The organism is Paenibacillus sp. IHB B 3415 (genome assembly GCF_000802655.2).
GTDB classification, from domain to species: domain Bacteria; phylum Bacillota; class Bacilli; order Paenibacillales; family Paenibacillaceae; genus Paenibacillus_AQ; species Paenibacillus_AQ phytohabitans.
Window position 1 is genome coordinate 1 of sequence record NZ_JUEI01000101.1, and the last position, 14,372, is coordinate 14,372.

Consider the following 14,372-nt stretch of genomic DNA (forward strand, 5'->3'; position numbering starts at 1 on the left):
AAAGGCGGTCGCTGTCGCTCCTACAGTTCCAAAATCCCCCTCCGTTATTCCCATCTGTTATTGTCTTCTTCAGTTCAAGCTAGCTAAGCATTATTTGGCTCCGTGTCTCAGTGATACCTCACTGGTTCTTCCTCTTCTCCTGCCGCCGCACCCGGATCACCAAATACTGTTCCGGCTACGGGGTCGGGAAGATAAGCCCCCTCCTCCTTCAGCCGCTTGCGCAGCACAGCTACATCCACTGCATGCACGTCATAATCCGGCAGATTCGCAGCAAGTGCTGCGGCAATCCCGGCCGCTTCGCCCATCGCCAGACAGACCGGCATCACCCGGACACTCCCCTGCACCTCACGGACACAGGAGATAGAGCGTCCCGCGACCAGCACATTCTTCAGTGTACGCGGCGTCAGGCAGCGGTATGGAATGCCGTGCGATTCTCCAGGACCATAGCGTTTAATGACCTCCGGCTTGCCTCCCGCCTGCTTCTCTTCCTTCTCCGTCCCATGGATATCAATGAAATAGCTGTTGCGGCAGATTTCATCCGCGAAGCTGCGGCGGTTAACGTAATCCTCCACACTCAGCACATAGTCTCCGGTAATTCTCCGCGTCTCCCGTACCCCCATCAGCGAGCCGGTGTTGGCTACATAAGAGCTGCCGAACGCGGCAGGCATATACTCTGCCAGGGCATCCCTATAGACGGAGGCCAGCTTCCTTCCCTGCATCAATGCGGCAGATACGGAGAAGGCATCCGTATTATCCACATCCCATAGATGTCCCGCGTTGAAGCCCACCGTGCGGGGAGCAATGACATTGTTACAGATATGCGAGTCCGGAATTAAGGGGAATTTGCCGGAGCCCAGAATATCGAAGATCGGGCTGGTTTTGTTATTGTTATGCAGCAGCGGACCGTTCAGATAAGCATATTCATCGACATTGCCCAAGGTAAAACAGTGCGTGGCAGGCATCAACTCACCGGTTGCCGTATCACCCTTGAGATATTCCGCTCCCGCCCAGGCCGCTACATCGGCATCGCCCGTGCAGTCGATATAGACCTTGGCCTTCAGGGCCTGCAGTCCATTCTTGCTGGCAGTAATCAGTGCCAGCACATTACCTTCCTCATCCGCCTCCACGGAACCCAGCTGCGTATTGAACAGCACCGTGGCCCCTGCTCCGGCTACCAGCTCATCATAGATGACCTTGAGCTTCTCGGGCTCGATCGGAACCCAGTCCATCGCCTCTTTGCTTACATGCGGCATCTGCGCCTTCAAGGCTTCAAACACCTTCATCGCCAGTCCCCGGTAGATGATCGTCTTCATGTCCGAGAACGGGCACCAGGCCGGCACAAGTCCCGATGTGCCCATTCCGCCCAGGCTGCCTGTTGCTTCGATCAGCAGCGTCTTTGCCCCTTCCCGGGCTGCGGCAGCGGCCGCCGGCGGCCGCCGTACAACCCGCCGGCCCGCCGCCCGCAACGATGACATCCCAGGAATCCTGCAGCGGAATTTCACTGCTCCGCATCCTGTAGCTGTTCATTCTTTTACCTCCTAAAAAGTTTTCTTTGATTCTATTTCTTCACTGTAGCATACCAGTCATTCACCTCTTTGGTGCTGGCTTCTCCGCCTGCAGCATTATATTTCTCGGCGAAATCTGCCACGGCATCCGGGGACTCTTCACCGACAATGACTTTGACGGCGAAATCATTAATCATCTGATTCAGCGAAGCATTGTTCTTCGAATATTCCGGCAGGGATGGAGCCAGCGCCAACGGATCAGCAATTCTCGCTTCCGCCGGAAGCTCATTGTTCAGGTAAGAGAAGCCTGCAAACAGGCGTGCATCCTTCTGCACCCGGGCCTGCCAGTAGATCGGGTACAGCTTCTCGTCGATACCGGTCAGATAATTGCTGGCGTTACCGCGTTCGTCCGTGAACAGCGGCAGGATCGGACTGTATACGCCGTCTTTATACGTATGATGTTTGCCTTCTTCACCGATGGCAATCAGCTTGAAGGTTTCCTTTTCCAGCTTGGCATTGATCCATTTCATCGCATCTTCAGGATGCTTCGCGGATTTCGGAATGAAGGTAATGCGGTCGAACCCGCCGCTCATGCCGAGGCCCATCTGTCCGTCTTTGCCTTTGAGGGCAGGAAGGTAAGCATATTTGGCATCAGGGAAGTTCTTGGTCAGGGCATCGGCAATTCCGGGAATATCATACCAAGGCAGCTGAATGACCCCAATTTTTCCGCTGGTGAATTTCTCTTTCAGGGTAGCATCCTTGTTCACGGCAAATTCCTTATCGAGCAGCCCCTGCTTATACAGATCGGACATGTACGTCAGATATTCCTTGAAGCCCGGATGCAGCGGGGCCGGAACCAGCTTGCCGTCCACTGTATTCCAGCTTGTGCCTATTCCGAAGGCACCTGTAATATTCGCCGTCGTTGCCAGTGCCCCATCAATTGACATCGGGGCGCCGCTGTTCCCGGTTCCGCCCGGGTCCTTCTCCTTGAAGGCCTTCAGCACTTCGGTGAACTCATCCAGTGTAGTCGGCGTCTTCAGCCCCAGCTTATCGAGCCAGTCCTGGCGGATCATCAGATCGGCACTGGCAAATTGCGAGGAGCTGTTGGGAATACCATAGATTTTGCCGTCAATTTTCATTGCATCGAAGGACGCCTGGGAGATGGAAGCTTTGATATTATCACCGAACTCCTCGATGAGCGGGGTCAGATCCACCAGTGCGCCCATTTTGGCATAATCGGTATACACGGCTTTTTCACCGGAAATGGTAATGACATCATACGGCTCGGCAGAGGAGATCAGCAGATTGAGCTTATCCATCGCCTTGTCGGCGGGTAGCATCTCATACTTCACCTTATAGCCGGTCCGCTCTTCGATCACCTTGGCCAGCGGATACGTATTGTAATCATCCTTCGACCACAAATTAAGCGATTTCAACTCCGGCTTGGCAGCATTCTCTGACGTTCCCGGTGCGGCAGTTGCTTCTGCAGAAGCTGGTGCTGCTGTTGAAGCGCTCCCCCCGTTACTATTCGTGTTGTTAGAAGAACCACAGGCAGTTGCGGCGAGCAGCAGCCCGGTACTCAGCAGGAGTGACAGCCACTTCGTCTGTTTCATTAAGATAACCCCCCAAAAGTTTTGTGAGCTTAAGCTTCCAGTCTTACTTCGTACAAAATTCGCCTCAGCCTTTAACCGAGCCAATCAGCACGCCTTTGATGAAATACTTCTGCAGGAACGGGTATACGAACAGAATCGGGACCGTCGAAGCGACCACCGTTGCCGCACGTATGCCTTCCGGAGACATGTTCATCAGATCATCCACACTTTTATTAACTGCGTTGGCTGCACTGGCGTCCATCACCACATCCTGCAGATAGAGCTGCAAGGTCTTAAGCGCGGTATCGTTGATGTAGATCATTGGCCCGAAGTAATCATTCCAGTACCCGACAGCATAGAAAAGCGCAATTGTGGCAATCACCGGCATACTGAGCGGCAGAATAATCCGGAACAGAATCGTATACGTCTTGGCCCCGTCGATCCGCGCGGACTCCTCCAGCGCTTCGGGAAGACTCTCATAGTAGCTTTTGATCACCAGCATGTTGAACACACTGATCATTCCGGGCAGGATAAGCACCCACAGATTATTGATCAGATGCAGCTGGCGCATCAGCAGATAATTGGGAATGAGCCCGCCGCTGAACAGCATCGTGAAGATGAACAGTACCATGAAGAAGGAGATGCCCGGCAGATTCCGTTTGGATAACGGATAGGCCGTAAGTGCCGTCATTAAAATAGAGATCAGGGTGCCCACTACCGTGACGCCTACGGATACACAGAACGCCCGGATGAACATTGAGGAAGAGATAACCTCCCGCAAGGTGTCGAGCTGGAAGCCTACCGGCAGAATGCCTACTTTTCCCGAAGTAATCGCCCATTCCTCACTGACCGATTTCGATAATACGTTAACCAGCGGCAGCAGCATCATCACTCCGAGCGTAATCAGGAACAGGTAGACAAAAATATCGAGCAGCCTGTCGCCTTTGGTTCGTTTGGTCATGGATTATACTGTCTCCTTTCCCGCCTACCAGATTCCGCGGTTCAGCAGCTTCCGGCTGATATAATTTCCAGAAACGATGAGGATGAAGCCTACTACCGAGTTGAACAGGCCAACTGCGGTGCTGAAGCTGTAATCCATTTTGCCCAGCCCGATGCGATAGACGAAGGTTCCGATCACATCCGCTGTCTCATAGACTACCGGATTGTACATGGTCAGAATCTGCTCCGTTCCCGCATCAAGCACCGAGCCCAGCCGGAGAATGAACATCAGCACCACAGTCGGCAGGATGCCGGGAAGTGAGATATGCAGCATTCTGCGGATTCTACCCGCCCCGTCAATGGCAGCTGCCTCGTATTGTTCCTGATCGATCCCGGCAATGGCGGCAATGAAGACGATCGCGTTCCACCCTGATTCCTTCCAGCCGGCCGTAAAGACAACCACACTGCGGAAATAATCATTGCTGACAAAAAAGCTGACCGGTTCTCCGCCGAACCACTGAATGATATTATTGACCAGTCCGCCCGAGGTGGAGAGGATGGTGACGAACAAACCGGAAATAATCACCCAGGACAGAAAATGCGGGAGATAAATAATCGTCTGGATCGTCCGTTTGAAGAACATCAGCCTGACCTCGTTCAGCACCAGCGCGATGAGGACCGGCACCGGAAACAGCAGGACAATCTTGTACACACTGATAAGCAGTGTATTCATGAATACCCTTCCGAATTCGTCTGATTGGATAAGCTTATGGAATTGCTCCAGCCCTACCCATTCACTGCCTCTGATGCCCTCGAAAATGTTGAAATCCTGAAATGCGATCAGCACTCCGTACAGCGGTGTATATTTGAAGAGCAGCAGAAACAGCAGACCGGGTATCAGCAGCACATAATAATCCCTGTTTCTCCAGGCGAGCCTCCACTTGCTGGCGGACCTGATTCTCGTTGCCTGAAGTTTGCTCTTCCGGTCCAAATCCGTGACACTCCCACCCAAGTTCATTCACCCCCATCTGTTTGTGAGTTGATTATACTGAGAAACCGGGGGGCGGTTGTAGGTGGTAATCTGATTATTTCTGGTCTTACGCGACTGTATATGAGGCAATCTGATTATTCGAATGGAACCGCTTTAATTCTGATGTTGATCACTGTTCCTTGGCCGGGTTCGGTTTCAATGGACAAGCCATACCGGTTGCCGGCAAAATATCGTATCCGCTCGTTGACATTATAGAGGCCGAAGGAGCCCGGCATCCCGTCACTGCGCAGCTCGGAGGAAGGCTCCAGCAGCAGCCGTCTGGCCTGCTCCGGACTCATGCCGATCCCGTCATCGGACACCGCCAGAAGGATATCCTCCTGCTCCCGGCGGGCTGTTATGGCGATATTCCCCTGCTTCCTGCGGGTTTTGCGGATACCATGCAGCAGCGCATTCTCCACCAGCGGCTGGAGGGTAAGCTTGGGAATCATATACTGTTCAAGTCCCGGCTCTACTTGGACGCTGAAGGTGAAGGTGGACGGAAAGCGGTTCTGCTGAATCTCCATGAACACCTTGGCCAGATTCAATTCATCGGCAAGGCTGACATTGTCGCGGCCCTGATTCAGGCTGAGCCGGAAATAGCGGGCCAGCGCCTCAATCATCTGGCTGGTATCCTCCGCATCATGAGAGATCGCCGACCAGTTGATCATATCCAGCGCATTATAGAGAAAATGCGGATTAATCTGGGCCTGCAGGGTTCTCAGCTGCGCCTCCCGCTCCTGCATCTTCGCCTGATAGGATTCCTCCATCAGGAGGTTGACCTTGTGAATCAGGTGGTCCACGCTTCGTTCCAGCAGCCGGAAATCCCCGCCTGGCATCGTCCTTCTGTCCTCCAGCCAGCCGATGCCCTCCTTGCGGATCATCCGCAGAATCATCTGCACTCTGCGCTGCATGTTCTGCACGAGGAACATCAGCAGCACAAACACGAGTACCAGGAACATGACCGTGATCCCTGCCAGCGTGGCAATGCTGGTGAACTGGTTCATTGCTGTTGCCCTATGCGAAATCTCTGATTCAGAGACTTGGGAGATCATTTTCCACCCTGAAGTTCCGATCGTGGTATAGACCACATTAACCTCTTCACGCCCAAGGGTCCGCTTAACGATTCCCTCCTCCGATTGCTTAATCGTATCCAGCAGTTCTTCCGGCAGCATGCTGACTTCCTGCGGACCGTTCTCCCCGGTGCTGTAGATCAGCCGACCCTCGCTATCCAGAAGATAAGGGGCATAGCTGTCCGAGAAATGAAGCTCTGACATGACTTCTGCGATCAGATCCTGGGATACATCCATCACCAGTATGCCGATGGTCTCTTCATATGCCTTGGGATTGCGCAGCATCCTTGCGACAGAGAAAATCTTTTTGCCACCGAAATCGATATAACTCTCCTCATACACCCCGGTCCAGACCATACCGCCCCCGGCCTCCAGCACCTGCCTGTACCACGGATAATGCTCTATCTCAGATAGCGGATACAGATTCACCCGGTCCCCTCCGTACATCCGGGAAGGATCAACAAAAAACCGCAGCCGGAAAATATCCTCATTCTCCTGGGCGGTTTCGGCTAAATTGCGCAGCTCCTTAAGCTGGTTAAGCTCATCGGTGATGCTGTCCTTCTGCTGCAGATTGCTGTAGAGCACCTGGTTCATGAAGACCGAATTGCTGCTGTCACGGATATGATCCAGCTTATAGGTCAGATTCATCCCTGCCTGCTTAAGGGTCAGCTGCATCGTACTGGTGACTTCTTGCTCCAGAATGTCACTGGACCGCTGATAGAAGGAAGCCAGCATGACTGATACCGGCAGCAGAATGAGTATCACATAGGCAATCAGCCACTTTCTCGCCGCAAGAATCCCCTGGCCCAGTCCGGTCAAATAGCTCCAGCCCTTTTTCACTGCACAGCCTCCTTATATGGCATGCTTACATTCCTGTGCGGCCTGATCTTCATAGGATTGCCCCTGCTCATAGACTCTGCTCCCTGTAGGCGCTGGGGGTAATTCCGGTTATTTTCTTGAAAAGCTTGCTGAAATGGCTGGGATCGCTGTAGCCAACGGCATAACAGATTTCGTAGAATTTGTTCTGCGGGTCTCTAAGCAGCTTCTTCGCCTGCTCGATTCTGACCTTGGTCAGATACTCGAACAGCGTTTCGCCCGTTTCCTGCTTGAACAGCAGCCGGACATAGGTCGGACTGAGATAGACGCCTGCCGCAATATCCGCCACTGCCAGATTCTCCGGGTACCGTTCTCCAATCAGCTGACGGACCCGTTCTATCACTTCGCTTGTCTTGCCGCTGCGCTTCATCCCGACGAAATCACAGACCTCAAGCAAATAAGCTTCTGTATATCCCAGCAGATCCTGCATCGTCTCCTGGCGCGCAACCTGTTTCCAGGCGGCCGTCTCGCGTTTTTCCCATTCCTCCGTCATTCCGCCAAGCTCCAGCAGCACCTGGCCGGACTGCAGAATCAGATGCAGACTGACATTCTGCGCATACCGCGCCCCTTGTCCCCGGTTCTGCCCGAGCAGACTGAAGATGTCACCAAGCTCCGTCTGCAGACGTCCGCGGTCTCCGGATTTCAGGGCAGACCACACCCGCTCCCCCCACTCCGGCTCGTACCGGTAACGCAGATTCTCGCCGCGATCTCCGGACACGATATTGTCCATGGTCAGAATCCGGTTTTTGCCCAGATACCACTTCTGGTCAGCTGCATCCCTCGCCTGTTTGTAGGAGGACGGGATCTCCGGCAAGTGCTCAACCCCCTCGCCGACACCGATGGTTACACTGAGCTTCAGCCATGTCCGCAGATTGCTGCGGATTGATTCTGCCAGCACCAGCAGGTCATTCTCGGGAGATTCGCTGAACTCCTGCGGCTGCAATTGTCCGGCCAGCAGAATCCCGACGTACTCTCCCGGCTCCTTCTCGAAGGTCACGCCGCGCATCTGCTTGTCAATCAGCTCCTGGATGATATTCAGCACCGTATAGGACAGCAGCTGTCTGTCCTGCTCGCTGCGGGTGTCCAGCACCTGCGGCACATCATCGAGCAGAATGACCATGAGGATGTAGCTGTCAGCTGCGAGCTGCTGCAAGCCCAGAAATTCCAGCTTGTCCTGAATATTCGCGGTATGAACACCATCGCTGATTACGGACAGCAGGAACTTCTCGCGCAGCAGCGGCATGCTCTGCGTCAGCTTCACCTGCATCTCCTTGATCCGCTTGCGCTCCTGCGTCTCCGCATCCAGCGCAGCAGTCACCTTGCCCATCACCACAGACAGCTCCTTGCGGCTGACCGGCTTAAAAATATAATCCGCCGCATGCATCTGCAGCGCGGACTTAAGGTATCCGGCATCGTTGTGGCCGCTGATGAAGACGATCTTGGCCTCCGGCAGCAGCGCCCGTACCTCAGCTGCCATGCGGATGCCGTCCATTGACGGCATCTGGACATCCGTCAGTACGATATCCGGCTTCAGCTCCCGGATCAGCGCCAGCCCTGTGTCCCCGTCATCTGCGGTTCCAACCAGCTCAATCCCCTGTGCCGCCCAGTCCACATAGGTCCGCAGCCCGTTCACTACCGACGGCTCATCATCCACAATAACCAGTGTTTTCATTTCCTTGTCCCCTTTAATAGTGAATCTGTCCAGGTTAGACGAAAGTTTGGCAATATAATGGTGCATATGGAGAGTAAATGGTTTTTACTGGATTGAATAACCTGCTGACCTGAATTTCTACATCCAAAGTGCATCTCCTGCAAGAAGCCATAAATAAGGGGCCGATGTGATTTGCAGACAGCGAATTAATAGCAGGGCAGGGAGACAGCGAACTAATAGCGGGCGGATAGCGAATTTAATAGTATGCAGGCAGCGAACTAACAGCAGGCAGAGAATTTGGAGCAAGCATACAGTAAGCAGGAGGTAAGCAGGCAGGTAGGCTAACGGTATGCAGACGGTAGACGCAATAAGCAGAGGGTAAGCTGCAATACGCAGGCGGTATTCAGACTGTATGCAGGAGATAGGCAGGCGGTGGTACGCAATTTGCAGAGGGTAAGCTGCAGTACGCAGGCGGTATTCAGACTGTATGCAGGAGGTAGACACTCGACAGCACGCAATCTACAGAGGGAAGTATACAGTACGCAGACGATAGATATACTGACGGTAAGCAGACGTTAGGCAGGCGGTAGCAGGTATGCAGACGCTCTCCATATCGTATGCCGGCAGCAGAATGGCAGCACAAACAGCCGTTCCACCCGGACTCAGAATCCGTTATTTCGGGAAAAACAGCTGTTTTGCCGGCTTCGCGGACTGAGATTCCGCTATGGCCTGAATGATGGGTCTAATTCTGGTATTCTAAGCTGAATAGGCGATTCTCAGTCCGCTTCATCTCAAAATTGGCTGATTCCGGCAAAATAAGGTCCCTACAGTCCGTCACGGTTGGATGGGAGCAATCAGCATCTCAACTCTACATCACCAATCGCAACTCCCCTCCCCCGATCAGCGCCTCCACTCCATAGCATATAGCATCAAGCCCCCCGCTACCCCTCTTCACTCACCGTGTAAGCCAGGCAGGCAAGGGCTTCCGCCTGCTTGAAGCCTTCCCCAATATACAAAGCCTGCGCCCGTTCGTTCTCTGCATTCACACACAGGACGGTGCGCGCATACGACTGTTCTGCCGCGAACCGGAGTGCTGCCCGCAGCAGAATTCTGCCGAGTCCTCTCCCCTGAGCCTCCGGCAATACTGCCAGCGGCCCAATACTCATGGCAGGCTCATCCTCATACTCATCGGCGCAGCCGCGTACAATTCCCACAGCTTTGCCGTTATGGTACAGTATCTGTAAACCGCCTTCGATATAGTCGGCTCCGCTGATCATCTGCTTCACCATCGCTGGTGTGGCCGGCGTCTCGTTGCCCTGAAGCTTAGCGAAACCGGCATTTCGTACTTCACACCAGACGGCTTCATCCGTTCCGGCGCGGAAGGGAATGAGCTCGTAACCGGCGGGCAAGCTGACCTCTGGAATATGCGGCTCCTCTCTTACGAGGACATAGGTATACCTCTCCACCGCAAACCGCACAGCCCCCAACGCCTCCATCGCCGCAGTATTTCCCGCGGGAACAAATAGATTCAGCTTATCCATTCCGGCAGCATGGGGCAGAATTGCCTCAAGCAGAGCCTGGTATACATTTACATCTTCGGTTTCCGCATGAAGGATTCTAAATCTGGCCTTGCGCCCTCTGCGGCTGTAATCATTCAGGATGAGCGAGACTGCTGCGGTAATTTGACCTGAGGAATTGGCAACAATATATGTAGGATGGTCCGGGGAAAGCCTGAATCGGGCAAGCTCCTCATCGATCAGATAAGAATCATCCAGTTCGTCCCGGTGCTTCCGGCAAAAATTCAAAAACGCCTCCACTCTGCTATGTTCGAGTACTTCAGCTCTCATCATTCTCATCCTTTCCCTTTCAGCATTCCCTTTCTAAAATAACAAAATATTCATTTCCCGCAAAGGATAAAATAACACTATGAAACCATCACTCATTGCAGCCATTACCAAAAGCCCGCTCCGCACTTCGTTATACCACTTCACCCGGGCCCGGAATTTGCCCGCCATGGCTACACTTGACGCATTGTACGCCTCAGCCGTATTAAGTCCAGCGCATGCAGCCGGAGTACGCCGGACTACAGCCCTCCAGGTACAATACGCCGGGCAGCCGGTTGTCCTGAATTCCCATCTGCGCATCACACCTGAAGCAATGGACCCGGACACAACCCCTGAAGAATTCCGTCTCTGCCTTGACCGCCATGTCTTCTTGTGGCCGACCTGGCGGGATTGCCTGGCCATGGCGGCGATGTACTCCCGCAGGGAGCCCGGCGAAGTTTTTGCCATCCTAAAATTCGACGCCAGCGAGCTGCTCACCGGACAGTTTGATCAGATCAGGCTGTCCAAATATGATTCCGGCAGCTCGCCCAGATTCCCGCACCGGATGTCCTACCGCAAAAGCTGCGGGATGCTGCTGCCTATTGCAGAGTTCATGTCAACAGCCGGGCAGGCGATACCCACCAAACCTTCGGAGATCAAGGAAGTGCTGGTCGAAGGACAAATATCCCCGCTCAGCCGGTATTTGCAGACGGTCTATTGTTCGGAGCCGCAGCTGGTTCCTGAGATCTGGCAGCCTGTATGTCAACCACTGGCTCTGACGGCACATTAATTGCCGCTAACCTTGAAACTTATGTCGCATCGTGATATAGTCACGTTATGACATAGTCACGGCAAGACATATTATATTCAAAGCCATGAGTTATGCACAATGAACTGGCGAAGCAGGTGATCGTGTTGTCCACAATGGATAAAGTGCTGAAAAAGTACGTGCCGATGACAGAGACGGCCTTCTATATTCTGTTGTCCCTAACCATACCCCGCCACGGATATGGAATCATCAAGCATGTGGATGAGCTGTCTGAGGGACGGCTTAGACTGGGTTCCGGTACGGTATATGGAACTTTGACGAAGATGAACAAGGATGGACTGATTGTTGTATTCGCCGATGAAGAGAGAAAAACAGTGTACGAGGTGTCAGATCTGGGGAAAGCAGTAATGCGCGCAGAAATCAGCAGATTAAAGGAACTTCACCGCAATGCCATTACCAGTGAGGAGGAATTTGTATGAAAAGGGTATTTCGGCCCTTCTGGAGCTACGACCTGCCCAAGTCAGAAGCCTGGCTGGCCGATATGGCTAGTCAGGGGTGGGTGCTGGCGGAGTGGAATCTGCTGCTCCGGCAGTTTACGTTCCGGCAGGCTGAGCCGGTCCGGCTTATTTATCAGATCGGTTATGCTCCATCCTCCCAGCCTTCCATGTCTTCCTATCTTGCCGCTGAAGGCTGGAGCAAGCACCTGCAGCAAGGCAAGTGGAGCGTCTACGAGAATGATCGGCGGCCGTCACAGATTAAGGCTTACCCTTCCCGCAAGGATGTCTTGAGGCGAAACCGCACAATCTCATATATTTTTATGGGAATACTTCTTTATTTGCTGCTCATTGCAATGATTCCGCTGATTGCTCTAGGCTTCTCCTTGACCCAGGATGCTCCACTTCAGGTACAGCAAAGCCCTATGTGGGCGGTTACCTGGGCCGCAGCAGCCTTGGCTGTGATCCTGCTCGTACTTGCAATCTATTCGATTATTAAGCTCCGGGCGGCCAGCAAGACGTTACTCTCGGATTATGAGGACTTCAAGAAGACTCACGAACCGCAGAGGCGAGCGGACGTTACGATGAAGAGGTTGAAGTTAGGCTGGATGTACGCTCCTGACCGGCTGGAGGAATGGCTGGAGGATAAGGAACGGCTGGGATGGAATCTGTATAAAGTCGGCCCGGGAGGCACCCTGTTCCATTTCAGCCAAGGCAGTCCACGTATAATGAAGTATCATGCCGACTATCAGGTCATTGGCGATGAAGAATATTTCGAGCTGCACCGGCAGGCAGGCTGGGATAAGGTCTATAGCTCATCCTCTTCTCTGCAGAATTGGACTATCTGGAGCCGGGAGGAGCTGGATCGTGCTGAACAACCGGAAATCTACAGTGACCCGTACCACCGCTTGAAGCACGCCCGTAAAATTGCCATCAGCTATACAGCATTGTTTCTTCCGATGATTCTGCTCTACAGCCTGAATGTGACGGCATTTATTGACGGCATGCTGCAAGATGGAATCACCGCTTCCCGGGCATGGAATACTTCACTTATGTTCCTCAGTATCCTTCTCTTCGGCTCATTCGCAGGCAGAACCTGGCTGTATTACCGGCGGCTTAAGAAGCTGTAGGTATTACACCGCAACAAAAGGCGTATACCGGAAGTCATACTCCAAACGGAGCAGGCTTCAAGGATACGCCTTAAGCATATGCTTACCATATTTCAGAAAAATTGCGGGTATTGCTTGGACATCACCTGTACCCGTTCCAGCAATGTATTGGAATGCTCCATCACAATCTTGCGCATTCCCTCCACATCACGCTTGCGGGTGGCCGCTACCATCTTCACATGTTTATCAATATCGGATTGCTGCACGCCCTCCATCTTGCCATAGAGCAGACGGATACGGTTATAGTGCGAGGCTACCTCTTCAATCGTAAACCAGGACAGCTCTTCCCCGGCCGTCTGAAAGATCAGCTGGTGGAAACGATTGTCCTTGAAGTAAAATTCCCGGAAATATTTCTTGTCCATATATTTCTTCTGTTTGTTAATCAGTTCCTGCATCGTATCTGCTACAAGCTCACTGCACTTGCGGATGAATTCATCAATCACGGCAGATTCAAGCGATGTGCGGATGAACCATTCCTCGCGGACCCGCTGCAGATCAATTTTGGAGACTACTGTTTTGCGCTGAGGATATATTTCCACCAGTCCAGACTGTTGAAGGCGGACTACTGCTTCCCGTACCGGTGTCCGGCTTACGCCATAGCGTTCAGAGAGCTTCTGCACACTGACATCCATTCCCGGCTCCAACGTCATATTCATGATGTCTTCTCTTATTTTATTGTAAGTTACATCATTTAGTGAATTACTGTTATTAATAATCTTCAACGGGTTCCCTACACCTTCCTGAACTCACTCCTAGTACATCACGATATATTTTCTCCGCACTGGCAGCATCATAGCTGTAATACAACAGAACATCCAGAATAAACGGCGGGTAGCTGAGTCTATTCAGTTCCTGTGTAAAGGCCATGGCTCCCACTTCACTCAAGGTGCGTATTGTAGAATAATTCTTGAACCCAAGCAGGTTCCATAGCAGAATCTTCTCAGTCCGGGTGTAGATTTCATGTGCAAACTGGTCTTCTACAAAATGAAAAATTTCGTGTCCAAGGATAGTATTCATTATACCAGCTTGCTGAAAAAGTTCAACTAGCGCCGGCTCTTCCTCCTGGACCAGCTCCGCCGCTCTGCGCACGGGCTCCTCCATAATTTCGATTGTGTACGGCGGGGTATAGCAGGCAAAAAGCACACGTTTCCCTGTCATAAGCGCACTTTGAAATTCTAGCCTCAGCTTCAATTTGTCCGCGATCACGCGGACATCACGGGTTCCGTATTCACGGATGATGCGCTGTGCATAGGCTTTGCCGCAGGCAGTAGCTTTGGCAATCATCTCTGTCTTGGTTTCAGGCAGAATGCGCCGGTTCAGAATGTCCCTGGAAAAAGCGTACAGCCCCCAAGCTTCATCCTCTACCTGCAGCAAATCACGCATCATTACACCCAGCTTCATCTGCACCTGCATGCTGCCCCCATTCTTCATTCCTTCATTAATATGGCTATGAA

General features: G+C 52.8%; 12 protein-coding genes. 3 read left to right on the plus strand and 9 right to left on the minus strand.

The window, feature by feature from the left end; all coding sequences use genetic code 11:
• Positions 1-107: 107 nt before the first annotated feature.
• The 7 genes from QW71_RS37440 to QW71_RS31700 all read right to left on the minus strand — a co-directional run bounded on the left by QW71_RS37440 (position 108) and on the right by QW71_RS31700 (position 10,513).
• Positions 108-1,475, minus strand: coding sequence for an FAD-dependent oxidoreductase (locus tag QW71_RS37440; RefSeq protein WP_200905998.1), 1,368 nt, complete (start codon positions 1,473-1,475; stop codon positions 108-110).
• An 83-nt stretch (positions 1,476-1,558) separates the two neighbouring features.
• Positions 1,559-3,118 (minus strand): extracellular solute-binding protein, encoded by a 1,560-nt coding sequence (locus tag QW71_RS31675; protein WP_039309032.1) that lies wholly within the window; start codon positions 3,116-3,118, stop codon positions 1,559-1,561.
• A gap of 64 nt (positions 3,119-3,182) precedes the next feature.
• Positions 3,183-4,058, minus strand: a complete 876-nt coding sequence (locus QW71_RS31680; protein ID WP_039309035.1) for a carbohydrate ABC transporter permease — start codon at positions 4,056-4,058, stop codon at positions 3,183-3,185.
• Between the two features lie 24 nt (positions 4,059-4,082).
• Positions 4,083-4,994: a sugar ABC transporter permease gene (locus tag QW71_RS31685; protein WP_042141012.1), complete on the minus strand. Its 912-nt coding sequence runs from the start codon at positions 4,992-4,994 to the stop codon at positions 4,083-4,085.
• Positions 4,995-5,161: 167 nt separating this feature from the next.
• Complete coding sequence (locus tag QW71_RS31690; protein WP_047014085.1) at positions 5,162-6,976, minus strand: sensor histidine kinase; 1,815 nt, start codon at positions 6,974-6,976, stop codon at positions 5,162-5,164.
• Between the two features lie 67 nt (positions 6,977-7,043).
• On the minus strand, positions 7,044-8,684 hold the full coding sequence (locus QW71_RS31695) for a response regulator (RefSeq protein ID WP_039309040.1): 1,641 nt from the start codon (positions 8,682-8,684) through the stop codon (positions 7,044-7,046).
• Between the two features lie 920 nt (positions 8,685-9,604).
• Positions 9,605-10,513: a GNAT family N-acetyltransferase gene (locus QW71_RS31700; RefSeq protein WP_160311856.1), complete on the minus strand. Its 909-nt coding sequence runs from the start codon at positions 10,511-10,513 to the stop codon at positions 9,605-9,607.
• A gap of 76 nt (positions 10,514-10,589) precedes the next feature.
• On the opposite strand from QW71_RS31700, the gene QW71_RS31705 reads away from it, so the two are divergent.
• The 3 genes from QW71_RS31705 (at position 10,590) to QW71_RS31715 (ending at position 12,879) form a co-directional block, all read left to right on the plus strand.
• Positions 10,590-11,276 carry a hypothetical protein gene (locus QW71_RS31705; RefSeq protein WP_039309047.1) on the plus strand — a complete coding sequence of 229 codons (687 nt, stop codon included), beginning with the start codon at positions 10,590-10,592 and terminating at the stop codon, positions 11,274-11,276.
• A 92-nt stretch (positions 11,277-11,368) separates the two neighbouring features.
• Positions 11,369-11,734 carry a PadR family transcriptional regulator gene (locus tag QW71_RS31710; RefSeq protein WP_231575337.1) on the plus strand — a complete coding sequence of 122 codons (366 nt, stop codon included), beginning with the start codon at positions 11,369-11,371 and terminating at the stop codon, positions 11,732-11,734.
• A complete protein-coding gene (locus tag QW71_RS31715) occupies positions 11,731-12,879 on the plus strand; it encodes a DUF2812 domain-containing protein (RefSeq protein WP_039309049.1) in 1,149 nt (382 codons plus the stop codon). The genes QW71_RS31710 and QW71_RS31715 overlap by 4 nt, the downstream gene beginning before the upstream one ends.
• 92 nt (positions 12,880-12,971) lie before the next feature.
• Here QW71_RS31715 and QW71_RS31720 read toward each other — a convergent pair whose 3' ends face one another.
• Positions 12,972-13,640 (minus strand): GntR family transcriptional regulator, encoded by a 669-nt coding sequence (locus tag QW71_RS31720; protein ID WP_039309052.1) that lies wholly within the window; start codon positions 13,638-13,640, stop codon positions 12,972-12,974.
• Positions 13,627-14,349, minus strand: a complete 723-nt coding sequence (locus QW71_RS31725) for a hypothetical protein (RefSeq protein WP_047014086.1) — start codon at positions 14,347-14,349, stop codon at positions 13,627-13,629. The genes QW71_RS31720 and QW71_RS31725 overlap by 14 nt, the downstream gene beginning before the upstream one ends.
• Between the last annotated feature and the right edge of the window lie 23 nt (positions 14,350-14,372).

Excerpts from the sequence above, each read along its gene's own strand:
- QW71_RS37440 (WP_200905998.1), bottom strand. The coding sequence starts at position 1,475 with ATGTCATCGTTGCGGGCGGCGGGCCGGCGGGTTGTACGGCGGCCGCCG.
- QW71_RS31675 (WP_039309032.1), bottom strand. The coding sequence starts at position 3,118 with ATGAAACAGACGAAGTGGCTGTCACTCCTGCTGAGTACCGGGCTGCTG.
- QW71_RS31680 (WP_039309035.1), bottom strand. The coding sequence starts at position 4,058 with ATGACCAAACGAACCAAAGGCGACAGGCTGCTCGATATTTTTGTCTAC.
- QW71_RS31695 (WP_039309040.1), bottom strand. The coding sequence starts at position 8,684 with ATGAAAACACTGGTTATTGTGGATGATGAGCCGTCGGTAGTGAACGGG.
- QW71_RS31700 (WP_160311856.1), bottom strand. The coding sequence starts at position 10,513 with ATGATGAGAGCTGAAGTACTCGAACATAGCAGAGTGGAGGCGTTTTTG.
- QW71_RS31705 (WP_039309047.1), top strand. The coding sequence starts at position 10,590 with ATGAAACCATCACTCATTGCAGCCATTACCAAAAGCCCGCTCCGCACT.
- QW71_RS31710 (WP_231575337.1), top strand. The coding sequence starts at position 11,369 with ATGCACAATGAACTGGCGAAGCAGGTGATCGTGTTGTCCACAATGGAT.
- QW71_RS31715 (WP_039309049.1), top strand. The coding sequence starts at position 11,731 with ATGAAAAGGGTATTTCGGCCCTTCTGGAGCTACGACCTGCCCAAGTCA.
- QW71_RS31725 (WP_047014086.1), bottom strand. The coding sequence starts at position 14,349 with ATGAAGAATGGGGGCAGCATGCAGGTGCAGATGAAGCTGGGTGTAATG.